Origin of the sequence: Rhizobium sp. N731 (genome assembly GCF_001664145.1) — a bacterium.
Taxonomy (GTDB): domain Bacteria; phylum Pseudomonadota; class Alphaproteobacteria; order Rhizobiales; family Rhizobiaceae; genus Rhizobium; species Rhizobium esperanzae.
Window position 1 is genome coordinate 319,651 of sequence record NZ_CP013601.1, and the last position, 21,009, is coordinate 340,659.

Consider the following 21,009-nt stretch of genomic DNA (forward strand, 5'->3'; position numbering starts at 1 on the left):
TGACTCTGACCGCCCGCATCTAACCGCGCCAGCGTCCGTCCTGCCACAATTGTGCAAGCGACATCGGGTAGTTCGGGAAGGAGAATCCGAAACCGGCCGCCTTCAGTTTCGCATTGGAAACCCGCTTGTTCTCGCCGTAGAAGGAGCGCGCCATCGGGGTCAGTTCGGCGGTTTCGAAAGCCTGTTCCGGCGGCGGTTCGACGCCCATCAGCCGTGCCGCCTCGACGATCACGTCCTGCGGCGGCCCCGGCCGGTCGTCGGTGACATTGTAGATGCCGCCGAGGCCGCGCTCCGACAGGAAGCGCGCCGCCGCGCCGATGTCCTCGACGCGGATGCGGTTGAAGACCTGGTCCTTCTTGATCAGCCGCCGCGCCGTGCCGTTTTCGAGATTGCAGAAGGCGTTGCGCCCCGGCCCGTAGATGCCGGAAAGACGCAGCACCGCCGCCGGAACGCCACGCTCGCGGCCCATTGCCAGCCAGCCTTCTTCCGCCTCGAGCCGCTCCTTCGAGCGTCCGGAGACAGGCACACAAGGTGTTTCCTCGTTGATCCATGCGCCCTGGTGATCGCCATAGACGCCGACGGTGGAGAGATAGCCGATCCATTCGAGCCTCGGCAGCAGGCCGGCGCCGTCCTTATCGAGCAGTCGCAACAGCGGATCGGCCTTTCCCGGCGAGATCGACTGCACCAGATGAGTAACATCGGCCAAAGCCCGGACAAGTTCCTCTTCCATGGTCTCACCATCGAACAGGAATGCCTCGATGCCGGCGCGGCGGAGCGCTTTCATCTTCTCTGCCGAACGGGTCGTTCCGGAGACGCGCACGCCGTCGCCGGCGAAGGCCTTGGCAATCGCCGTGCCGGAAAAACCGCAGCCAAAGATCATCACATGCATCAGCCCACTCCCGCCAGTCGCCATTCGTTCAGTACGTCGTTGTCGCTCTCATCAGCCCTTTGTGCGGCAAAGGCCGAGAATTCGCCAGCCGTCATCAGCCTTGAAAGCGCCCAGACCGCCATCCCCCGCACCACCGGCGAGGCATCGTCGGCGAGCAGGCGGCATTGCGGGATGAGCGCCCTCTCGCCGGAATTGCCGGCAGCGATCAGCACGTTGCGGACGAAACGGTCACGGCCGATCCGCTTCACCGGCGAGCCGCTGAAAAAGGCACGGAAGGCGGTGTCGTCGAGTGTCAGCAGAAAGGCGATCGACGGCTCCTTCAACTCTTCCCGCGCCTGCAGCTTCATTTCGGAGGCGGAGCTTGCGAACTTGTTCCAGGGGCAGGCGGCGAGACAGTCGTCGCAGCCGTAAATGCGGTTGCCGATCAGCACCCGCAGATCGGGGTTGATCGGCCCCTTGTGTTCGATGGTGAGATAGGAGATGCAGCGCCGCGCGTCGATCTGGTAAGGCGCCGGAAAGGCGGCGGTCGGACAGACGTCGAGACAGGCGCGGCAGGAGCCGCAATGATCGATCTCCGGCGCATCGACGGCAAGATCGGCGGTGGTGAACATCGTGCCGAGAAACAGCCACGAACCATGTGTGCGGCTGACGAGATTGGTGTGTTTGCCCTGCCAGCCGAGACCGGCCGCCGCCGCCAGCGGCTTTTCCATGACCGGCGCGGTATCGACGAACACTTTCACGTCGGCACCGGCCCGCGCCGCAAAGCGCGTGGCGATCTCCTTCAACCTGCCCTTGATGAGGTCATGATAGTCGCGGTTGCGGGCATAGACGGAGATCGCCGCTTTGTCCGGCTTGTCGAGGATGCCGCGCGGATCTTCTTCCGGGGCGTAGTTGAGGCCGAAGACGACGACGGATCGCACGTCGCTCCAGAGGGTCAGCGGATCGCCGCGCCGCTCGCGCGTTTCCGCCATCCACTCCATCGTGCCGTGCCGCCCGGCATCGATGAACTCACCGAGACGCTGTTTGGCTTCGGGGATCGCGTCAGGGCGCGTGATGCGGCAGAGATCGAAGCCCTTGGCCGCAGATTCCGCCCGAACGAAGTCGGTCAAATTGTCGCGGCGCCGCCGCTCTTTGTCGTCTCTATAAGCTTCGGGCATGAAGAGCCCTCGTCAGAAATCCAGATCGGCATAGTGTGAAACGGGGGTCAGGCCGCGCACGCGCTCGGTCAGCATCGGCCGGAAAGACGGGCGGGACTTCAGCCGCTGATACCACTCCTTCACGACGGGGGCTTCGGCCCACTCGATCTCGCCGAGATAATCGAGGATCGACACCGAGGCGGCGGCGGCAAGATCCGCATAGCTCATTCGCTCCCCCGCCAGCCATTGGCGCGAGCCGGCAAGCCAGGTGAGATAACGCATATGCTGGCGGATATTCGCGCGGGCCGTGCGCAAAATCTTCGAATCCGGCGCTCCGCCACCCTGATCTGATGTCATCTGCAACTTGTAGACACGCTCACGTGCGAGCGGCTTCGTCACGTCGTTTTCCATTTTCTGCATGAACCATTCGGTCAGCCGACGGATTTCCGCCCGCTGGAAAGGATCCTCGGCGAGCAGCCGACGGTCGCGCTTCAAGACCCCGTGCGTCTCGTCGAGATATTCGGAAATGACGCTCGCGCCACAAAGCGCACGCATGCTGTCGTCGACATAGACCGGCAACGTACCGGCCGGATTGAGCGCCAGGAAATCCCGGCGCTTCTCCCATGTCTGCTCTTCGATCAGATCCGTCTGATAGCCGTATTCCGCCAGGATCAGCCGGACGAAGCGAGATGCGGAGGACATGGGATGATGATAAAGCGTGGGCATCGATACTCGGGCTTTATGATTGCTGTTACAGGACTGTGTGGCAGCTCGTTTATAGCGCCTTAGTCATGACTCATTGGTTGAAGCTATAGGAGCTTGGCCCGGCCAATACAAGCGAATCGGCTTTCACGCCATCTGACAAGGGACAAAACACACGTCTTGCCTATGAGGATAACGGCTGCCTGATCGGCTCAGACGCAGCTCTGAGCATTTCCTGCAGGAGATGCTCGGTCCGAACGACCTTTAAACCGGAGACAATTTATGGACTATATCAATGCCGCCATTCTCGGTGTCATCGAGGGGATCACCGAGTTTCTGCCGATCTCCAGCACCGGCCATCTCATCATTGCAGAGCAATGGCTCGGCCACCGGTCGGACATGTTCAACATCGTCATTCAGGCGGGCGCCATCCTTGCCGTCACCATCATCTACTGGCGCCGCCTGCTGGATCTGGTGCTCGGCTGGCGCGAACCTGAGAATAGGGACTATGCCGCCAAACTGATCGTCGCATTTCTCATCACCGCAATCCTCGGGCTCGTCGTCAAGAAGCTCGGCTTTGAACTTCCCGAGACCGCGACGCCGATCGCCTGGGCGCTCATCATCGGCGGCGTCTGGATGATCTTTGCCGAATGGGCCGCCGCGCGCCGGCCGCCGCATAAGCAGATCACCTGGCTTGTCGCCATCCTGGTCGGCATCGCCCAGATCGTTGCCGGCGTCTTTCCGGGTACGTCACGCTCCGGCGCCACGATTTTCGTCGCCCTGTTGGCCGGCACCGGCAATCGCGCCGCGGCGACCGAATTTGCCTTTCTCGTCGGCATCCCCACAATGTACGCCGCAAGCGGCTATGAACTGCTGAAGACCTTCAAGGACGGCGGCGCGGCAGGTGAAGACTGGACGGCGCTCGCCATCGCCTTCGTGGTCTCCACGATCGTCGCTTTCATCGCCGTCAAATGGCTGCTCGCCTATATCAGAAGCAACCGCTTCACGCTGTTTGCCATCTACCGCATCATTCTCGGCGTCTTGCTGCTCGGCATGGCCGCGACTGGCCTGATCGCCTGAGGCATCCCCACCCGCAACGCGTTCGCGCAACTCCCGGCGCGGATGCGATGCACCCTATCGCGGCTGCTGATCCTGCGAAGCTGCCGGTGCCGTTTGATCACGGGGCGACATCCATGCGATCAATGCCATGGTTCGATGTCCGTATGGGCGAAGTCGTCGCCCTTGAAGAGGAGGGGCAGAGATAGGCTCGTCGCCAGCGTGTAGGCGGCACAATCGGCAAGGTTGAGCTTGGCTTTCGAATGAATTCCTTTGCCGAATCGTCCGAAAGCGTCGGCTTCTTTCTCGAAGATGGCGATCAGCGCAGACGTGTTGATGACGATCATACTGCGTTCAAGTCGTCCATGATCTCTTGCGGGCTGCGCGGATCGAGCACGGGCATGGCTGCAATCCTCTCCCCGAAGGCGAGCATTTCCTCCGCTGTCATCCGGTGCTTCGGCTTTGTCGAGCACTCCGAAGGTGATGGCTTCACGCTTGATCGCGATGCGAACGACGTCTTCGGCGCTTCGCCCCGTACGGTCGGCGACTAGCCGCGCAAGGCGTTCGGTCTCTTGTGGCACCTGCAACATCTTTTCAACCTCTCAAAAGCCTTCCGACCACAGCTATTGAAAGCGTATTACAAGAGACGGTTTTGCAATGACCTACCACATCGGCTCGAAAACCGGCTTCGATTTTCGCAGGTCGATGCGTAATTTTCGGAGTGTTGGAGCGTCCTTTGCGCGTCTGGCAAGACGCCCGGTCGTCAGTGGCTGATCGAAGCCGTCGAGCAAGGATCGACGCCGTAGGCCGGCGAGCAGTCGCCCTTGACCGCCGCGACCGAACCGGGCGCAACGAAGGAACCTGCCATGATAATCAGCGCCGCACACGCAAAAAGGAGCGCGATTGACTTGCCCATCGAGAAATGCCTTTCACAGTGATTGCCGCGCGCCTTCGCAGACATTGAGTCCGTTGGAAGACGCGGGGTTTGGTAGTCAGTGGAATGACAAATAGCAATAAACGTTCCTGCTAAATTTGGTGTTAATTCCACAAAATTTCCGCTGCGCCTTTTATGCAACGCTGCTCGCTATAGCCGGCAGGAAAACAGGCCGAGCTTGCGCCGGCATGGCGGCGTCGCACACCATTCAGGACGCCGCAACGGTTAAGGTGCTGCGGCAAAGCAAAACGCCGCCCGCAGGACCGGCGGACGGCGTTATCGTTCCTCGGGAAAGATGGTCAGGCGGCCTTGCCGGAGCCGGTATACTGGCCGTGCGGACGGTACTGCACGAGGTAGGAGCCGAGCACCGATGCCGGCATGGTCGGCGTAATGCCGAGGCCCTTCAATGTGCGGCCTTCCGCCTCGGCTTCTGGGGATACGACGTTGTCGCGCTTGAGCAGGCGCACCTGGTCCGGCGTGATCGGCGGTGTCACGAAGGGGATCAGCGAGGCGATGCTGCCGATCAGCGAAGCCAGACCGAAGGGCAGGGACACCAGCGGGTTCTTGCGGCTCGTCACCTTCAGCATCATCTCGAGACATTCGCGGAAGCTCAGCACCTCGGGTCCGCCGAGTTCATAGATCTTGCCGCCGGCAACCTTGCCGTCGACGGCGCGGGCGACCGCCTCGGCGACGTCCTCGACATAAACGGGCTGGAATTTCGTCTTGCCGCCGCCGACCAGCGGCAGGACAGGCGACATACGGGCCATGTCGGCAAACTTGTTGAAAAAGCTGTCCTCCGGTCCGAAGACGATCGACGGACGAAAGATCACCGCATCGGGCTTGATGGAGAGAATGGCCGCTTCCGCGCGGCCTTTGGTGCGGCCATAACCCGAGTCGGAATCGGTGTTGGCGCCGATCGCCGAAATATGGGTGAGGGTCGCGCCGGCATTGCGCGCCGCTTCGGCAACGGCACGTCCGCCGAATTCCTGCACCGCGTCGAAGGTGTTGCGGCCGGTCTGGTGCAGGATGCCGACGCAGTTGATGACATGGCTGGCGCCCTCGACGGCACGGTCGATCGAGTTGCGATAGCGCAGGTTCGCCTGCACGAAGGAAATCTGGCCGACATTCCCGAGCGGCTGCAGGAAGCCGGCGAGATCGGGCCGGCGCACGGCGACGCGGATGCGGTAGCCGCGCTTGGCGAGCGCCCGCACCACATGCCTGCCCACGAAGCCGGAGCCTCCGAACACGGTGACGAGCGGCGGGAGGTTGGCAAGGGTCATGGCAGGCTCCTCGAAAGGCTGTGCGGGATGCTGTATCGGCTCCGTCTTAGCCGAATCCCGGCGCGACGGGAAGGCCTGTCGCGCTGCGAGTTTTGCGGATGCGAAGGGACTCAGACGCCTTCGACGACCACCATTTCCGCATCCGCCACTTCCTGGCGGATTTTCGCGGCGATCTGGTATTCCGGCGAGTTGTAGCAGTCGACCGCATGCTGCATCGACGGGAATTCGATCACGACGTTGCGGGCGCGCGCCTTGCCCTCGAGCTCGGTGATGGCGCCGCCGCGCGCTAGGAAATTCGCGCCGTATTTTTCGAAGGCCGGTTTGGCCGCAGCCACGTAATCCTTGTAGCGCTCGGCGTCACGAACGTCGACGCGGGCGATCCAATATGCCTTGGCCATGATCTTCTCCCTTTTTGCTCTTTTGAAGTCAGCGGTTTGCCGGCCAGAGCGCGCTCACCATCTCGTTAAGGACGGCGCGGGCCGCTTCTTTCGGATCGGGCGCCTTGACAATCGGCCGGCCGACGACGAGATGGGTTGATCCCGCCGTCAGCGCGTCGAAAGGCGTCATCACCCGCTTCTGGTCGCCCTTGTCGCTGCCGGTCGGGCGAATGCCGGGCGTGACGATCGCCATGTCGGGACCGACGATCTCCCGCACTTCGGCCGCCTCCGCCGCCGAGCAGACGATGCCGCCCATGCCGGCGGCGCGGGCCTGCCCGGCGCGGCTGAGCACCAGGCTGTGCGGGTCCTGGCTATAGCCGGCCTCGGCAAGGTCCTCGGCATCCATCGAGGTCAGCACGGTGACGCCGAGCAGGCAGAGGCCGGAGCCGGCCGCCGCCTCCACTGCCGCTCTCATCGCCTTCGGATAGGCATGCAGCGTCAGCATCGACATGCCCATCTTGGCGATATTCTCGACGCCTGAAGCGACTGTGTTGTCGATGTCGAGCAGCTTCATGTCGAGAAAGATCTTCTTGCCGCCGGCGGCAAGGTCGCGGGCGAATTCGAGACCGCCGGCAAAGACCAGCTGATAGCCGATCTTATAAAAGAGAATGTCGTCGCCGAGCGTGGAAACCAATCTTTCCGCCTCGCCGATCGTTGGTACATCCAGGCCGACGATCAACCGCTCGCGTGCGTCCATGTGAAGTCACCCCCGCCAGTCTTCGATGGGCGTCCAGTCGCATGTTAGGCCGAGATCCGCAAGGCCGAAAGCATAGAGATTGCCGCCGCCGGCCGGTTGGTCGCGGTCGCGGGCGATCGGCCGGCCCGCCAGATGGCATTTGAGCAGCGTGCCGACGCCGCCATGGCCGACGAAGGCGATCGGTGCGGCCGGATCATGCGTGGCGAGAACGGCCTTGACCGCCGCGACGATGCGGGCCTGCGCGTCGACGGCGCGCTCCCAACCTTTGAAGCTTTGTTCCGGATTGGCAAAGAACCAGTTGGCCGCCTCTTCGAATTGCGGCGGCGGCAGGAAACCGGTGGCCGAACGGTCGTTCTCGTGCATGTCATGGACGATCTCGACGCTGATGCCGGAGGCTGCCGCCAGGATTTCGGCTGTTTCGATCGCCTTCGTCTCGTCACTGGAGACGATGCGCGTCAGCCGTCTGGCCCAGTCGCTCTCGGCAGCTTTGCGGGCGCGCGCGGCGCCGACATCGGAAAGGCCCCATTTCGGCACGGGAATATTCGCATCGATCCTGACTTGCGGATGGGTGACATAGAGCCCGAACATCTCAACCGCGCCGGTAGATCCAGAGCTGCGCCGGCGGGATGTTGCGCATGACGAAGTCGAAGTGCTGTATGTGATAACGATCGGGATTGGCGGCGATCGGCGAAATCGCGCCGTAGGAAATCTGCACCACAGGCCGGCCGGCAGGCAGGCGGTCGAGCAGGCTTTCGAGCAGCGAGACGCGCATCGCCATTGGAAAATTCAAGAGCGGAATGCAGGAGATGACGCAATCGAACGTCCGGTCGCCGTAGTCGCCGAGCGTGGTCTTGAGATCGAAGGCATCGCCGTTGATGAAGTGCACGCCGGGATAGGTTCGCAGCAGATGCTGGTGGAAATCCGTCGAATATTCGATCGCCACCAGATTGTCCGGCTTCACGCCGCGGCCGAGGATCGCTTTGGTGATGGCGCCTGTGCCCGGCCCGAGTTCGAGGACCGGCAGGCCCGAATGCATATCGATGACGCTGGCCATGCGCTTAGCGGTGATCGAGGAGGTCGGCACGATCGAGCCCACCGTCTTCGGCCCCTGCATCATGCCGCGGAAGAAGCGGATCTCCTCATCAAACCTCTTCCCGAAATGTTCCTTCACCTTGACCCTTAAACGCATTCTCCACCCATCCGCACGTTGATCGACTGTTTTAATATGCTGCTTGTCGCTCCCGCGACAAGGATTTTCGCAATAAGGACATCGGCATCAACAGCTCATGCGGCCTTTCGGTCGGAATGAGGCATGAGATCGGCAAGCCTTTCGCTGAGGTGAGCGGCGTCGACGGGCGCGCGCAGCTTCTTGTCGGTATTGTCGAAATAGAGATAGACGTCGCGGCCCTTCTTGCGCGAAGGCAACGGCGCAAGCACCCGCGTCGCATGTTCCGGATCCCCGCCGGTCGCCCAGGCGCGGATGCGCTCGGCCCACAGATCGAGCGCTTCATCCTCATAGCCACTGACATAGAGCTGCTCGGAACCATGCAGGCGGCAATAGATGAAATCGGCGGTGATGTCCATCAACAGCGGCCACTCCACCGTGTCGGCGCAGACGAGCGCGACGTTGTGACGCCTCAACATCTCGATGAAGGCGGGAGTGCGGAAGCTGTCGTGGCGGATCTCGAAAGCATGGCGGATCGGCTGATCGGCGTCGCTTTGGAGCCAGGCTCGCCCTTTGAGGCGGCCGTCATGGCCTTTCGCAAGCGTGATCGCGGCGTCGGAGTCATGCGGTAGCAGCGACAGGAAGGTTTCGAAAAGCGCAGGGTCGAAGGCCATGTTCGGCGGAAACTGCCAGAGGATAGGCCCAAGCTTGGGGCCGAGCCGCAACAGGCCGGAGGCGAAGAAATTGGCAAGCGGCGTCTCGATCTCCTGCAATCGCTTCATATGAGTGATGAAGCGCGAGCCCTTGACCGCGAAGACGAAATCCTCGGGCGTTTCGTCCCGCCAGCGGCCGAAGCTTTCAGGCCGCTGCAATCCGTAAAAAGTGCCGTTGATCTCGATCGAACGGAAATGCCGGGCGGCGTAGGAAAGCTCGTGCTTCTGTGGCAGATCCTTGGGATAGAATTGGCCGCGCCAAGGCGTATAGGTCCAGCCGGATATGCCGATACGCACAGTTCCGGTCTTTTTCATGAGGAGATCCTCCCGTTTTGACAGGAGGAAAACAATGGCAGACGGCCTTCGTTCCCGTCAGACGCGCATCGGCATCAGCACGTAGAGCGCATCGTCGCCGGCGGTGTCGCGGATCAGCGTCGGCGAGCCGGCATCGGCCAGCAGGAAGATCGCTTCCTCGCCGGAAAGCTGCGCGGTGATGTCGAGCAGATATTTGGCATTGAAGCCGATTTCCATCGCATCCGTGTCGTAGCCGACGGCGACTTCTTCCGTAGCGCTGCCGGAATCCGGATTGTTGACGGTCAGCATCAGCTGCCCTTCGGAAAGCGCCAGCTTCACGGCGCGTCCGCGCTCGGAGGAGATCGTCGAGACGCGGTCGACGGCCTGGGCGAAGGTCGTGCAATCGACGCGCATTTCCTTGTCGTTGCCGGTGGGGATGACGCGCTGGTAATCGGGGAAGGTGCCGTCGATCAGTTTCGAAGTCATGACGATCGAGCCGATCGTCATGCGGATCTTGGCGTCTGAAACTTCGACGGTGACGATCGCTTCCGGATTGTCGACCAGCTTCTGCAGTTCCCCGACGGTCTTGCGCGGAATGATGATGCCGGGCATGCCCTCGGAGCCCGACGGCGCGTCGACATCGGCGCGGGCCAGCCGGTGGCCGTCGGTCGCGACCGCCCTGAGCTTCAGCTCACCATTGCTCTCGATCGTGTGGAAGAAGATGCCGTTCAGATAATAACGCGTCTCTTCCGTCGAGATCGCGAACTGGGTGCGATCGATCAGCATCTTCAGATCGGTCGCCTTCAGCTTGAAGGAATGCGTGAAGGTGCCGGCGGTCAGATCCGGGAAATCGGATTCCGGCAGGCACTGCAGCGAGAATTTCGAGCGGCCGGACTGGACGGTCATCGAGCCGCCGTCGGTGCTGGTCGCCAGTAGCACTTCGGCGCCATCGGAAAGCTTGCGCACGATATCGTAGAGAAGGTGGGCGGGAACGGTGGTGGCGCCAGGCTGCTCGACGCTTGCCGGCGTCGCCTCGGTGATTTCGAGGTCGAGGTCGGTCGCCTTCATGTCGAGGTTCTGGCCATCGGCCTTGAGCAGTACGTTGGACAGGATCGGGATCGTGTTGCGACGTTCGACCACACGGTGGACGTGGTTCAGCGATTTCAGAAGGTTTGACCGCTCAATAGTAATACGCATGGGATGCTACCGCTTTCGACCGTGACTGCCCGGGCGCATCGAAGGCCCGAAGAATGCTTTCCCGATTTAGGTCGGGGGAGTGGACGGGCAAAATGGCAGACTTCAGCATTGGATGGCAAGAGGCATGGACGGCTGAGCCCCCGCATTTCAGGTTTTCCGGAGCAATCCTCACAGAAATCCCAACCCTTGCCGAAGCGGCGCCGCTCGCCCATAAAGGCCCGATGAGGGGCGAAGGGCCGTCGGGACGAAGGCAAATGGCATGAACGAGCAAACCACAGCGGAGGACGCCGGCCGGCGAAGCTTCCGCCTGCACAACATGGCGGTGCCGGCGCGGCCGCTGGAACCGGCGCTCTATATGGTCGCGACCCCCATCGGCAATCTCGGCGACATCACGCTGCGCGCACTGGAGACGCTGGCCGGCGCCGACGTGCTCGCCTGCGAGGATACGCGTGTCACCCGCGTTCTGCTCGACCGCTACGGCATCCAGAACCGTCCCTTCGCCTACCACGAGCACAATGCCGACGAAGCCGGTCCGAGGCTCATCCAGGCGCTGGAAGCCGGCCGCTCGGTGGCGCTGGTGTCCGATGCCGGCACGCCGCTCGTCTCCGATCCCGGCTACCGGCTGGCCCGGCAGGCAATTGCCGCCGGTTACCGCGTCATTCCCATTCCAGGCGCCTCGGCGCCACTCGCCGCCCTGGTCGGTTCCGGCCTGCCGAACGACGCCTTCCTCTTTGCCGGCTTTCTGCCGGCCAAGGACAAGGCCCGCCGCGATCGTCTCGGCGAACTGGCTGCAGCCCCGGCGACGCTGATCTTTTTTGAATCGCCCCATCGCATCGGTGCGGCGCTTCTTGCCGCCGCCGATGTGCTCGGCCCGGCCCGGACGGCTTGCGTCTGCCGCGAATTGACCAAGACCTATGAAGAATTCCGCCGCGGCACGCTGGCCGAACTTGCCGCCCATTACCAGCAGGTGGAAAATGTCAGGGGCGAGATCGTCCTCGTCGTCGGTCCGCCGCAGCCGGCCGAAACGTCCGAGGCCGATGTCGACGCCGTGCTTGCGGACCTGTCGATGTCGATGCCGACGGCAAAGGCAGCGACCGAAGCCGCCCGTCTCACCGGCCTGCCGCGCAAGGCGCTGTACCAGCGCCTGCTGGAGATGAAGAGCGGCAATGGGCGATAAAGACCTCACCGCCACCAAGCGGAAAGCGCTGCGCCGCGGCCTCATGTCGGAATATATCGCCGCCGCCTTCCTGATGCTGAAGGGCTACCGCATCCTGGCGCTGCGCCACCGCACCAGGCTCGGCGAGATCGATATCGTCGCCCGCAAGGGCGATCTCGCCGTCTTCGTCGAGGTCAAGGCCCGCCATGGCGAGGCTGCGGCCATCGACGCCGTCTCCATCGGCGCTCAGAAGCGGATCCGGGCGGCAAGCGATCTCTGGCTTGCCCGTCAGGCGGATCAAGCTCGCCTTTCCCAGCGCTACGACATCGTCGCGGTCATGCCCGGTCGGCTGCCGCGGCACTTTCCCGACGCCTTCTGAGGACTTGCGGCGCTGTCGAGTTGCCGGATTGTTAAAATTTTAGTCCCGCGTTGAACGAGCTCCTTACCTCTCTCTGCTACCCACCACCGCGGTAGGGATTAAGAATCGGGGGTTGTTGCATGGCCTGGAAGATGATGCTTGCAAGTGCGGTCGGCATGGCTGCGCGCTCGGTGCCTTATATCGCGCTGAAGCCGGCCGGGAAATCCTTCGTCGCGCATGCGAGCGGCCACCTGCCGCTGAAATCGACGCCGATCAATCCCGACTGGATCATCAGCGGCAATCCTGAAGCCCGCACCGCCGAACATTCGCGCGGCCATGACGAGGCGTCGCTGACGGCGATCTGGGACTGCACGGCGGGCGAATTCCGCTGGTATTTCGGCTGGGACGAGACCGTGATGATCCTCGAAGGCGAGGTCCACATCACCGCCGAGGATGGCACGGAACGGACCCTGTGCACCGGCGACGTCGCCTTTTTCGCAGGTGGAACCTGGGCGAGCTGGCGGGTCGACACTTACGTCCGCAAGGTCGCCTTCCTGCGCAAGCCTTTCCCGAAGCCTTTGGCAATCGCCTACCGGCTGCGCAACATGCTGCGCAACGGCGGCAGCCAGGGCATCGCCGCCTGAAAATTGCGACCGCCGCAAGCCTTCGATGACCGTTGCGTTTGATGCCGGGCCGACCTACATCTGTCCGGCATTCAGCGAGGGACGGAAATGGCCAAGATCACCAATGTAGCGGTCCAGATGGATCATGTCGCCGGCATCAATATCGCAGGTGACTCCACCTTCGCCATGAGCCTGGAAGCGCAATCGCGCGGCTACAGGCTCTTCCATTACACCCCCGAGCGCCTGAGCTTCCGCGATGGCAAGCTCTTTGCCAGCGTCGAGCCGATGGTGCTGCGCGACGTCAAGGGTGATCACTTCGAGCTTGGCGCGCCCGAGCGCGTCGATCTCTCGACCATGGATGTGGTGCTGCTGCGCCAGGATCCGCCCTTCGACATGGCCTATATCACCTCGACGCATCTGCTCGAGCGCATCCACCCGAAGACGCTCGTCGTCAACGATCCGGCCTGGGTGCGCAATTCGCCGGAGAAGATCTTCGTCACCGAATTCTCCGACCTGATGCCGAAGACGCTGATCACCAAGGATCCCGCCGAAATCCGCCGCTTCCGCGACGAGATGGGCGACATCATCCTGAAGCCGCTCTACGGCAATGGCGGCGCCGGCGTCTTCCATTCCACCCGCGACGACCGCAATCTCTCTTCGCTCTTGGAAATGTTCGGCCAGCTTTTCCGCGAGCCCTTCATCGCCCAGCAATATCTGCCCGACGTGCGCAAGGGCGACAAGCGCATCATCCTCGTCGACGGCGAGTTTGCCGGCGCCATCAATCGCGTGCCGGCCGAGCATGACAGCCGCTCCAACATGCATGTCGGCGGCCGTGCTGAGGCGACCGAACTGACGGCGCGCGAAAAGGAAATCTGCGAGCGCATCGGCCCGGCGCTGAGGGAACGTGGCTTCCTGCTCGTCGGCATCGACGTGATCGGCGATTACATGACCGAGATCAACGTCACTTCGCCCACAGGCATCCGCGAGGTCCGGAAGTTCGGTGGCGCCGATATCGCGGCCCTGCTCTGGGACGCGATCGAGCGCAAGCGCGGCTGAGGCTGCGATCGGGTACAACCGCGCTCACTGCTGATTATCTGCCTGCGTTCTTTTATTGTTCTTGTTTTAGTCCTGCGTCCGTGCCAGATTGCAACCGCTGGCTTTTAACGGCCACGGGGCGGTCTCTAAGAGTTTGCGGGACAAGGGTGGGCATATGGTCGCGCGTGTCAGTACGGTAGCATTCCAGGGCATCGAAGGCGTGCCGGTCGAGGTCCAGGTCATGATCGCGCCTGGCAAGGTCGGCATGCAGATCGTCGGCCTGCCTGACAAGGCCGTGGCCGAAAGCCGCGAGCGCGTGCAGGCCGCTCTTCATGCCTCCGGCCTGGCGCTGCCGGGCAAACGGGTGACCGTCAACCTGGCGCCGGCCGATCTGCCGAAGGAAGGCTCGCATTTCGATCTGCCGATCGCGCTGGCCCTGATGGCTGCCCTCGGCGCCATTCCTGCCGATGCGCTCTCGGATTATGTCGTCGTCGGCGAACTCAATCTCGACGGCACGATCGCCGCAATCGCAGGCGCGCTGCCGGCCGCCATCGGCGCCAATGCGCTCGGCAAGGGGCTGATCTGCCCGGCCGAAAGCGGCGCCGAAGCCGCCTGGGCCGGCGCCGAGGTCGATATTCTCGCACCCCGCAGCCTGATTGCCCTTGCCAATCATTTCCGCGGCACGCAGGTGCTCTCCCGGCCGGAGCCGTCGATCCGCGCCAATGCCGCCAACCTGCCGGATCTCGCCGAGATCAAGGGCCAGGAAAGCGCCAAGCGCGCCCTCGAAGTGGCGGCAGCCGGCGGTCACAACCTCTTGATGGTCGGGCCTCCCGGTTCCGGCAAGTCGATGTTGGCGGCAAGGCTGCCCTCGATCTTGCCGCCGCTTTCGCCCGCCGAACTGCTTGAAGTGTCGATGGTTCACTCGATCGCCGGCCAGCTCACCGGCGGCAAGCTTTCCGATCGCCGGCCCTTCCGCACTCCGCATCATTCCGCCACCATGGCCGCGCTTGTCGGCGGCGGTATACGCGCCCGGCCGGGCGAAGCCTCGCTTGCCCATCACGGCGTGCTGTTCCTCGACGAGTTTCCCGAATTCACGCCGCAGGCGCTCGATGCGTTGCGCCAGCCGCTCGAAGGCGGCGAATGCGTCATTGCCCGTGCCAATCACCGCGTCTCCTATCCCGCCAAATTCCAGCTGATCGCCGCGATGAACCCCTGCCGCTGCGGCATGGCCGGTGAGCCCGGCCACACCTGCGCCCGCGGCCCGCGCTGCATGAGCGATTACCAGGCCCGCATCTCGGGCCCGCTGATGGACCGCATCGATATCCGCATTGACGTGCCCGCCGTCTCAGCCGCCGACCTCATCCGCCCGATGGCGGCCGAGGCCAGCGCCGACGTCGCCCGCCGCGTCGCCCGCGCCCGCGAACTCCAGCAAGAGCGCTTCGAAGCCGCCGGCGCCAAGGGCATCGGCACCAATGCCCGCTGCTCCACCGCGATGATCGAAAAACTCGCCGAACCCGACGCCGCCGGCTTGCAGCTCTTGCGCGACGCCGCCGAAAAAATGAAATTCTCCGCCCGCGGCTACCACCGCGTCCTCAAGGTCGCCCGCACCCTCGCCGACCTCGACGACAAACCGACAGTCGGCCGTTTGCATCTCGCCGAAGCGATTTCCTACAGGATTGCCGGGGAGAGGTTGACGGCGGCGGCATAGCGAGATGAGGACCGCGGGCGCGCTGACGTCCTGCTCTTCTCGTTGGTCAGGTGGGCACGGCGGTGTTCGGCGATAAAGCCTATGACAGCAATGCCCTGCTCGCGCGACATCGGGAACAAGCGATGCTTTCAATCAACGACAAATTTCGGTCTAGACCGAATTCGATGGGACGAACGTCTGCAACTAGCTCTGCGTAATGCAGGGCGGGTCACCTTCGTCAGCGGGGGCCGACGTCTAATTCGGGGAATTTGTGATAGATGCAGTCATTGATCCTGAACCACCCTATACCATGGTCCATGTCGGCCTGCGAAAGTTCCCACTCGAATGTGTCATGGCCCTCGTACCCGTAGATTAGTGCCATGGTAGTCAACTCAGTGAACGGCCCGGGAGGAAATGGGATGCCGTACACTATCGCCTCCTTTGCAGCGAACTTTCCTTTGATGACCTTCTTGATCTCCAACTCTGCTCTTACCAGCTGCCCTGGGAAATCTTTGTCGGTCGTTATCAAACCAGAAGGGCTGATGGAGAGTGATCTGACCCTCGCCTCCACGACGATCTCTGCCTTCGCAAGCAGTTCTTTCTGGCTAGGACACGGCGCCATTGCCGCAGTCTGCCGCAGACCAATAGCCGATAGAACCAAAACCGCTGTACATAATAATCGCGCCTGCGCGTTCAGCATTCTTTCCTTCTCACACCAGTGCACTTAGCTTTCATCGATCCGATAAGGATGAACGCAAATCCCCGCTTAACAGTATAGACCGTGACTTTGCCCCCAAGTTTTATCCAATTTTAAGTTCACCCCAGCGGATCACATCAGCAAGAGCTAGGGGCGCCGCAGCGCCCCCAATATTCCCGCGGGGATTAAGAATGGGAAACCGGGAGATAAAGCCTTACCTCAGCTCCCCAACCCCTCAAACAGCGCCGTCGACAAATAACGCTCCGCAAACGACGGGATGATGATGACGATGTTCTTGCCCGCATTCTCCGGCCGGCGGCCGACCTTGATGGCGGCCGTCAGCGCCGCACCCGAGGAGATGCCGACCGGCACGCCTTCCAGCCGGGCGACCAGGCGGGCCTGTTCGAAGGCTTCGTCATTGGTGACGGTGACGACCTCGTCATAGATGCCGGTGTCGAGGATCTTCGGCGCGAAGCCCGCGCCGATGCCCTGGATCTTGTGCGGACCGGGATTGCCGCCGGAGAGAATGGGGGAATCGGCGGGCTCGACGGCGATGATCTGGATTTCGGGCTTATGGCTTTTCAGCACCTGACCGACGCCGGTGATCGTGCCGCCGGTGCCGATGCCGGAGACGACGATGTCGACCGTGCCGTTGGTGTCGTTCCAGATTTCCTCGGCCGTCGTCTTGCGGTGGATTTCAGGATTGGCGGGATTTTCGAACTGCTGCGGAATGATGGCGTCGGGCAGCGACTCCGCCAATTCCTCCGCTTTGGCGATCGCGCCCTTCATGCCCTTGGCCCCTTCGGTCAGCACCAGCTCGGCGCCGAGCAGCGCCAGCATCTTACGGCGCTCGACCGACATGGTTTCGGGCATGGTGAGGATCAGCCGATAGCCCTTGGCAGCGGCGGCAAAGGCGAGCGCGATGCCGGTATTGCCGGAGGTCGGTTCGATCAGCACGGACTTGCCGGGGGTGATCCGCCCTTGCGCTTCGAGGCTTTCGATCATCGCCACGCCGATGCGGTCCTTGACCGAGGCGATTGGGTTGAAGAATTCGAGCTTGCCGATCAGGTTGGCCACGACGCCTTTTTCCCGCGCCAGCTTGTCGAAGCGCACGAGCGGCGTGTCGCCGATGGTCTCGGTGATCGAGGAATAGATGCGGCCGCGGCCGGGCTTGTGCGACATGGTGTGCTCTCCCTTGAAATTCCGTTTCTGAAATCGAGGAGGAGAATAGGGTCAAAGGCCGCAGGAGGCCAGAGCGCGTTCGCTTCCGGCGCGCGGACGGGAGAGAAAATAAGCTTTGAAAACCGTTTCCTTGCGGATGTTTATTTCAGGCCGCCCGCGTGGCGATGAAGGCGGCCGTGCCGGCCAGAATGCCGGCCGCAACCCGGTTCAGCGCCTGCAGGGCGCGCGGCTGTTTCAGCATCGTGCGTGCCCGCGAGGCCAGCAGCATATAGGGCACCAGCACTGATATCAGCACGACGAAGGTGACGGCGAGCAGCAGCGCATAGTCGCGCAAACCGATATTGCCGATATCGATCAGCGTCGGCGCCAGCGCGACATAAAACAGCATCGTCTTCGGATTGCCGAGCGTCACCAGCAGACCGGAAAGGAAGGACAGGCCGATATTGCTGGATTTCTTCGCCGCGATGTCCTGCGGCAGCAGCCCCGCCGTCCAGAGTTTCCAGGCGATGTAGCCGAGATAGAGGGCGCCGGCGATCTTGATGATGAGGAAGACTTCCGTGAAAGTCTGTGCCACGAAGGCAAGGCCGAGAATGACTGCGGTGAGATAAGTCATGTCGCCGAGCACTAGGCCGAGCCCCATGAAGAAGGTCTCGCGGAAATTCGAGCCGAGCGCGCGGGCGACGATTGCGGTAATCCCCGGCCCGGGAATGGCGGCTGCAATGAACAGCGCTCCGGCATAGGCAAGCAAGGCGGCAAGGCTCATGGATGGGCTCCCTCTTGCCAGCTGTTTTATATCCGCCAAGCCGTACCAATCAATCCGCCGGCGTTGATGGGTCCATCACCAGAAGAAATGCCTGCCGGCCTTGTGCCTGCCCGCTGTCGTCAGCATTGAAGTGCCCGCGGCCGCAGCCAGCGCGGCGTCCAGCCGAGGTTCATGCCGGCTGCAGCCAAGAGAATGATGGCGGCGCCCGCGATCTGCATCGGCTGCAGCGCGTGGCCGAAGGCCAGCCGGTCGACGAGGATCGCGGCGATCGGATAGAGGAAGGACAAGGCCCCGGTCAGATGGGTCGGTAGTCGCTGGATGGCGCCGTAGAGCAGCACATACATCAGTCCGGTATGAACGACGCCGATGGAAACGAGGATTGCCCAGCTTTCGGCATCCTGAGGGGACTGCGAAAAATCCGTCATCGGCGCCAGCATCAGCATGCCGGTTGCGACCTGGATCAGCGCGATCAGATGCGGCGGCGTGCCCTTCAGCCACTTCGCGGCAAGCGCTGCCAGCGCGTAGAAGAAAGCCGCGCCCAGCGCCATCAGGATGCCGAGGCCGTAGCTCTCGAACGTATCGCCGCTTCCGCCCGGTTTTGCCTGGACGATCGCTATCATGCCGGCAAAAGCGAGCGTCAGCCAGAACAGCTTGGCGGCGGTGATCTTTTCGCCGAGAAACAGCGCGCCGAGCACCAGGAGCATGAACGGCTGGGTGTTGTAGACGGTGGTGGCGATCGAGATCGTCGCATGCGAATAGGAGGCAAACAGCAGCAGCCAGTTGATGACGATGGCGATGCCGCCGAGCACGGCGATGGCGAAGGTGCGCAGCGTGAGGATGCCTGGCCGCAGCAGCCCGAGAGCGCCGCAGATGACAAGCAGGGTGAGCGCGCCGAACAGGCAGCGCCAGAAAACCACGCCGCTGACCGGCTGGCCCGACATGACGACGAACCAGCCGATCGTCCCCGAGATCAGCATCGCTGCCGTCATTTCCGCCGTGCCTCTTTTGATGTCGCCGCTCATGATCGCCTCCGTTTTGCTGAGGTGATAATATTGCGGTGATGGGTAAAATTATATAAAGATAAAAACGAACTTCGCTGCTGTGGCCTAATAATAATAGGGGAAATCACGCTAATGCCTAACGACGTCCCGCCGCTCGACGAAATCGATCAGGCCATTCTCGAAGCGCTGGCCGGCAATGCCCGCATCTCGCTGAAGGAGCTGGCGCAGCAGGTGGGGCTTTCCTCGCCGAGCGCTGCCGAGCGTCTGCGCCGGCTGGAGGAGCGCGGCGTCATCAAGGCCTTCACCATCGATCTCGATCCTGCCGCCGTCGGCTATCCCCTGCAGGCGATCGTCCGCGTGCGTCCGCTGCCGGGGCAGTTGCATGTCGTCGAGCGCCTCATTCAGGAAATTCCCGAAATCGTCGAATGCGACAAGGTGACCGGCGAGGATTGCTTCATCGCCCGCCTCGTCATCCGCTCGATGGCGGAACTTGACGGTCTCCTGGACAGGGTTGCCGAACGCGCGGAGACCAACACCGCGATGATCAAAGCCTCGCCCGTCAAGCGCCGCCTGCCGCCGCTTTCGCGCAAAGGGTAAGGTCAGCCGGGAAGCTCAAAAATCGCGATCGGTGACGATCCCGAGCTTGAATATGTGGAGGAGTTGCTTGATGCGATCCTTACTTGTCGGCATCAAGAGCCTCTCTCAGGCATTTTTCAAACTGATCTTTTTTATCGATGAGAAATCGGCACTCATGAATGGCATATGCCGCCGCCATTTCAGCGTTGACCCGGAAGCCGGGAATCCTGCCCGGAGTGAAAGTCGCGGCAGCACCGCCAAAAAAATCTCTAAGTCCGACCGATTGCCTTATCACTGCGTAAAGGCAGCCTACTGGATTGATATCACGGTCGACGACGACGTTGATAGCCGGAAATCCTTTTCGACGTTCGTGATAGCATTCCAACGTGTCCGGCTTGCTTCGAAGCGTATCTACATCATGAACTGCTATTTGGCCCAATTTTGCGAGCTTGAGCGCATCACGATCAACAAATACATCGACAGTTTGGGTATTTGAAGGTCGGTTCTGATCGTCGAAAGGGGCATATGGCGTTCCGACTGAATAATCTATCGATTGGCTGGCGTTAAAATTGATACGAATGTCCGCATACGCCATGACCGCAGAAAACGCGCGCAAAAACTCGATCTGCAAAGCTTGAATATCGCTTCTCTCCATGCCTTTCGCATTGAGAACGATGTTCATCTCGATGGTTTTGTCGATGTCGAGAATCGGCACCGTCGATTTCGCCATGGCAAATGCGACGATCTGTTCCGCAGATAAAGATGAGCGAATCGACTGGAGCTTTGTTGAATCGATCGCAAGCGCCGGCGCCGCAATCAGCGCTGCCGCTAGACCCATAACCACGCCCCATGGCGCCCTCTTGAATAGCATAAGCGCCCCCCACAAACGCTGCTCATCAATGGTTCGGTTGCTTCACTGTTCTAGCCGTCATCACACGCCGGTGGAGCCGAAGCCGCCGGCGCCACGCGCGGTTTCGCTTGCCGCTGTAATCTCGGCCACCCGTGCCTGAGTGACCGGCGCGATCACCATCTGGGCGATGCGCATGCCGCGCTCGATGACAAAGGCCTCTTCGCCGAGATTGGCGAGCAGCACCTTCACTTCACCGCGATAGTCGCTGTCGACGGTGCCGGGTGAGTTGAGGCAGGTGATGCCGTGCTTGAAGGCGAGGCCGGAGCGCGGCCGCACCTGGCCTTCGAAACCCTCGGGGATTTCGAAGATGAAGCCGGTCGGCACCAGCGCCCGCTTGCCGGGCAGAAGCGTCAGCGGCGCATCGCCGTCGACGGCGGCCCGCAGGTCCATGCCGGCCGCCCCGTTGCTTTCATAGGCGGGCAGGTCGATGCCTTCGCCATTGGCCAGGCGGATGAGGTTCAGCGTCGGGCGCGTGTCGTGATGAATGGTCATGGCCCATTACTTTGCGCCCGCAGCGCCGA

At 62.2% G+C, this 21,009-nt stretch carries 24 protein-coding genes; 7 read left to right on the forward strand and 17 right to left on the reverse strand.

What is annotated here, in order from left to right; translation table 11 throughout:
• Positions 1–19 precede the first annotated feature (19 nt).
• The 3 genes from AMK02_RS01600 to AMK02_RS01610 are packed head-to-tail and all read right to left on the reverse strand — an operon-like array spanning position 20 to position 2,751.
• Positions 20–889 (reverse strand): SDR family oxidoreductase, encoded by an 870-nt coding sequence (locus AMK02_RS01600; RefSeq protein WP_064800379.1) that lies wholly within the window; start codon positions 887–889, stop codon positions 20–22.
• A complete protein-coding gene (gene queG / locus AMK02_RS01605) occupies positions 889–2,046 on the reverse strand; it encodes a tRNA epoxyqueuosine(34) reductase QueG (protein WP_064800380.1) in 1,158 nt (385 codons plus the stop codon). The genes AMK02_RS01600 and queG overlap by 1 nt, the downstream gene beginning before the upstream one ends.
• A gap of 12 nt (positions 2,047–2,058) precedes the next feature.
• Positions 2,059–2,751 (reverse strand): glutathione S-transferase family protein, encoded by a 693-nt coding sequence (locus AMK02_RS01610; RefSeq protein ID WP_064800381.1) that lies wholly within the window; start codon positions 2,749–2,751, stop codon positions 2,059–2,061.
• Positions 2,752–3,009: 258 nt separating this feature from the next.
• Between AMK02_RS01610 and AMK02_RS01615 the strand changes: the two genes are divergently transcribed.
• Positions 3,010–3,807 carry an undecaprenyl-diphosphate phosphatase gene (locus tag AMK02_RS01615; RefSeq protein ID WP_064800382.1) on the forward strand — a complete coding sequence of 266 codons (798 nt, stop codon included), beginning with the start codon at positions 3,010–3,012 and terminating at the stop codon, positions 3,805–3,807.
• Between the two features lie 119 nt (positions 3,808–3,926).
• Here AMK02_RS01615 and AMK02_RS31995 read toward each other — a convergent pair whose 3' ends face one another.
• The 8 genes from AMK02_RS31995 to dnaN all read right to left on the reverse strand — a co-directional run bounded on the left by AMK02_RS31995 (position 3,927) and on the right by dnaN (position 10,500).
• Positions 3,927–4,373, reverse strand: coding sequence for a type II toxin-antitoxin system VapC family toxin (locus AMK02_RS31995; protein WP_237358321.1), 447 nt, complete (start codon positions 4,371–4,373; stop codon positions 3,927–3,929).
• Positions 4,374–5,016: 643 nt separating this feature from the next.
• The gene (locus AMK02_RS01625; RefSeq protein WP_064800383.1) at positions 5,017–5,997 is read right to left on the reverse strand and encodes a complex I NDUFA9 subunit family protein; all 981 of its coding nucleotides are present in this window, start codon (positions 5,995–5,997) and stop codon (positions 5,017–5,019) included.
• 110 nt (positions 5,998–6,107) lie between these two features.
• Complete coding sequence (locus AMK02_RS01630; RefSeq protein ID WP_064800384.1) at positions 6,108–6,395, reverse strand: DUF1330 domain-containing protein; 288 nt, start codon at positions 6,393–6,395, stop codon at positions 6,108–6,110.
• A gap of 28 nt (positions 6,396–6,423) precedes the next feature.
• Positions 6,424–7,131 (reverse strand): orotidine-5'-phosphate decarboxylase, encoded by a 708-nt coding sequence (pyrF, locus tag AMK02_RS01635; RefSeq protein WP_064800385.1) that lies wholly within the window; start codon positions 7,129–7,131, stop codon positions 6,424–6,426.
• A 6-nt stretch (positions 7,132–7,137) separates the two neighbouring features.
• Positions 7,138–7,719 (reverse strand): histidine phosphatase family protein, encoded by a 582-nt coding sequence (locus AMK02_RS01640; protein WP_064800386.1) that lies wholly within the window; start codon positions 7,717–7,719, stop codon positions 7,138–7,140.
• 1 nt (position 7,720) lies between these two features.
• Entirely contained in the window at positions 7,721–8,320 is a 600-nt protein-coding gene (pmtA, locus tag AMK02_RS01645) for a phospholipid N-methyltransferase PmtA (protein WP_064800387.1), read from the reverse strand.
• A gap of 95 nt (positions 8,321–8,415) precedes the next feature.
• The gene (locus tag AMK02_RS01650) at positions 8,416–9,324 is read right to left on the reverse strand and encodes a DUF72 domain-containing protein (protein ID WP_064800388.1); all 909 of its coding nucleotides are present in this window, start codon (positions 9,322–9,324) and stop codon (positions 8,416–8,418) included.
• Between the two features lie 57 nt (positions 9,325–9,381).
• Positions 9,382–10,500, reverse strand: a complete 1,119-nt coding sequence (dnaN, locus tag AMK02_RS01655; RefSeq protein WP_064800389.1) for a DNA polymerase III subunit beta — start codon at positions 10,498–10,500, stop codon at positions 9,382–9,384.
• A gap of 259 nt (positions 10,501–10,759) precedes the next feature.
• Here dnaN and rsmI point away from each other — a divergent pair, with 259 nt between their 5' ends.
• The 5 genes from rsmI (at position 10,760) to AMK02_RS01680 (ending at position 15,380) form a co-directional block, all read left to right on the forward strand.
• Entirely contained in the window at positions 10,760–11,677 is a 918-nt protein-coding gene (rsmI, locus tag AMK02_RS01660; protein WP_064800390.1) for a 16S rRNA (cytidine(1402)-2'-O)-methyltransferase, read from the forward strand.
• Positions 11,667–12,035, forward strand: coding sequence for a YraN family protein (locus AMK02_RS01665; protein WP_064800391.1), 369 nt, complete (start codon positions 11,667–11,669; stop codon positions 12,033–12,035). Before rsmI ends, AMK02_RS01665 begins: the two co-directional genes overlap by 11 nt.
• A gap of 119 nt (positions 12,036–12,154) precedes the next feature.
• Positions 12,155–12,658: a cupin domain-containing protein gene (locus AMK02_RS01670; protein ID WP_064800392.1), complete on the forward strand. Its 504-nt coding sequence runs from the start codon at positions 12,155–12,157 to the stop codon at positions 12,656–12,658.
• An 87-nt stretch (positions 12,659–12,745) separates the two neighbouring features.
• Positions 12,746–13,693, forward strand: a complete 948-nt coding sequence (gshB, locus tag AMK02_RS01675) for a glutathione synthase (RefSeq protein WP_064800393.1) — start codon at positions 12,746–12,748, stop codon at positions 13,691–13,693.
• A gap of 154 nt (positions 13,694–13,847) precedes the next feature.
• Positions 13,848–15,380: a YifB family Mg chelatase-like AAA ATPase gene (locus tag AMK02_RS01680; protein WP_064800394.1), complete on the forward strand. Its 1,533-nt coding sequence runs from the start codon at positions 13,848–13,850 to the stop codon at positions 15,378–15,380.
• Between the two features lie 217 nt (positions 15,381–15,597).
• Here the strand turns inward: AMK02_RS01680 and AMK02_RS01685 are convergent, their stop codons facing one another.
• The 4 genes from AMK02_RS01685 to AMK02_RS01700 form a co-directional block, all read right to left on the reverse strand.
• Positions 15,598–16,059 carry a hypothetical protein gene (locus tag AMK02_RS01685; protein ID WP_237358322.1) on the reverse strand — a complete coding sequence of 154 codons (462 nt, stop codon included), beginning with the start codon at positions 16,057–16,059 and terminating at the stop codon, positions 15,598–15,600.
• 216 nt (positions 16,060–16,275) lie between these two features.
• A complete protein-coding gene (gene cysK / locus AMK02_RS01690; RefSeq protein ID WP_064800395.1) occupies positions 16,276–17,238 on the reverse strand; it encodes a cysteine synthase A in 963 nt (320 codons plus the stop codon).
• Positions 17,239–17,383: 145 nt separating this feature from the next.
• Entirely contained in the window at positions 17,384–18,001 is a 618-nt protein-coding gene (locus AMK02_RS01695; protein WP_064800396.1) for a LysE family translocator, read from the reverse strand.
• A gap of 119 nt (positions 18,002–18,120) precedes the next feature.
• Positions 18,121–19,023 (reverse strand): DMT family transporter, encoded by a 903-nt coding sequence (locus AMK02_RS01700; RefSeq protein ID WP_064800397.1) that lies wholly within the window; start codon positions 19,021–19,023, stop codon positions 18,121–18,123.
• A 111-nt stretch (positions 19,024–19,134) separates the two neighbouring features.
• On the opposite strand from AMK02_RS01700, the gene AMK02_RS01705 reads away from it, so the two are divergent.
• Positions 19,135–19,599 (forward strand): Lrp/AsnC family transcriptional regulator, encoded by a 465-nt coding sequence (locus AMK02_RS01705; RefSeq protein ID WP_064800398.1) that lies wholly within the window; start codon positions 19,135–19,137, stop codon positions 19,597–19,599.
• Between the two features lie 79 nt (positions 19,600–19,678).
• Here AMK02_RS01705 and AMK02_RS01710 read toward each other — a convergent pair whose 3' ends face one another.
• Positions 19,679–20,416: a hypothetical protein gene (locus tag AMK02_RS01710; RefSeq protein ID WP_237358323.1), complete on the reverse strand. Its 738-nt coding sequence runs from the start codon at positions 20,414–20,416 to the stop codon at positions 19,679–19,681.
• A 93-nt stretch (positions 20,417–20,509) separates the two neighbouring features.
• The gene (gene dut, locus AMK02_RS01715; RefSeq protein ID WP_064800399.1) at positions 20,510–20,980 is read right to left on the reverse strand and encodes a dUTP diphosphatase; all 471 of its coding nucleotides are present in this window, start codon (positions 20,978–20,980) and stop codon (positions 20,510–20,512) included.
• Between the last annotated feature and the right edge of the window lie 29 nt (positions 20,981–21,009).

Coding starts and splice junctions, on each gene's coding strand:
- AMK02_RS01610 (WP_064800381.1), bottom strand. CDS start 2,751: ATGCCCACGCTTTATCATCATCCCATGTCCTCCGCATCTCGCTTCGTC.
- rsmI (WP_064800390.1), top strand. CDS start 10,760: ATGAACGAGCAAACCACAGCGGAGGACGCCGGCCGGCGAAGCTTCCGC.
- pmtA (WP_064800387.1), bottom strand. CDS start 8,320: ATGCGTTTAAGGGTCAAGGTGAAGGAACATTTCGGGAAGAGGTTTGAT.
- AMK02_RS31995 (WP_237358321.1), bottom strand. CDS start 4,373: ATGTTGCAGGTGCCACAAGAGACCGAACGCCTTGCGCGGCTAGTCGCC.
- AMK02_RS01600 (WP_064800379.1), bottom strand. CDS start 889: ATGCATGTGATGATCTTTGGCTGCGGTTTTTCCGGCACGGCGATTGCC.
- AMK02_RS01630 (WP_064800384.1), bottom strand. CDS start 6,395: ATGGCCAAGGCATATTGGATCGCCCGCGTCGACGTTCGTGACGCCGAG.
- queG (WP_064800380.1), bottom strand. CDS start 2,046: ATGCCCGAAGCTTATAGAGACGACAAAGAGCGGCGGCGCCGCGACAAT.
- pyrF (WP_064800385.1), bottom strand. CDS start 7,131: ATGGACGCACGCGAGCGGTTGATCGTCGGCCTGGATGTACCAACGATC.
- AMK02_RS01615 (WP_064800382.1), top strand. CDS start 3,010: ATGGACTATATCAATGCCGCCATTCTCGGTGTCATCGAGGGGATCACC.
- dnaN (WP_064800389.1), bottom strand. CDS start 10,500: ATGCGTATTACTATTGAGCGGTCAAACCTTCTGAAATCGCTGAACCAC.
- AMK02_RS01640 (WP_064800386.1), bottom strand. CDS start 7,719: ATGTTCGGGCTCTATGTCACCCATCCGCAAGTCAGGATCGATGCGAAT.
- AMK02_RS01695 (WP_064800396.1), bottom strand. CDS start 18,001: ATGAGCCTTGCCGCCTTGCTTGCCTATGCCGGAGCGCTGTTCATTGCA.
- AMK02_RS01670 (WP_064800392.1), top strand. CDS start 12,155: ATGGCCTGGAAGATGATGCTTGCAAGTGCGGTCGGCATGGCTGCGCGC.
- AMK02_RS01680 (WP_064800394.1), top strand. CDS start 13,848: ATGGTCGCGCGTGTCAGTACGGTAGCATTCCAGGGCATCGAAGGCGTG.
- AMK02_RS01705 (WP_064800398.1), top strand. CDS start 19,135: ATGCCTAACGACGTCCCGCCGCTCGACGAAATCGATCAGGCCATTCTC.
- gshB (WP_064800393.1), top strand. CDS start 12,746: ATGGCCAAGATCACCAATGTAGCGGTCCAGATGGATCATGTCGCCGGC.
- AMK02_RS01700 (WP_064800397.1), bottom strand. CDS start 19,023: ATGAGCGGCGACATCAAAAGAGGCACGGCGGAAATGACGGCAGCGATG.
- AMK02_RS01710 (WP_237358323.1), bottom strand. CDS start 20,416: ATGGGTCTAGCGGCAGCGCTGATTGCGGCGCCGGCGCTTGCGATCGAT.
- cysK (WP_064800395.1), bottom strand. CDS start 17,238: ATGTCGCACAAGCCCGGCCGCGGCCGCATCTATTCCTCGATCACCGAG.
- AMK02_RS01665 (WP_064800391.1), top strand. CDS start 11,667: ATGGGCGATAAAGACCTCACCGCCACCAAGCGGAAAGCGCTGCGCCGC.
- AMK02_RS01625 (WP_064800383.1), bottom strand. CDS start 5,997: ATGACCCTTGCCAACCTCCCGCCGCTCGTCACCGTGTTCGGAGGCTCC.
- AMK02_RS01650 (WP_064800388.1), bottom strand. CDS start 9,324: ATGAAAAAGACCGGAACTGTGCGTATCGGCATATCCGGCTGGACCTAT.
- AMK02_RS01685 (WP_237358322.1), bottom strand. CDS start 16,059: ATGCTGAACGCGCAGGCGCGATTATTATGTACAGCGGTTTTGGTTCTA.
- dut (WP_064800399.1), bottom strand. CDS start 20,980: ATGACCATTCATCACGACACGCGCCCGACGCTGAACCTCATCCGCCTG.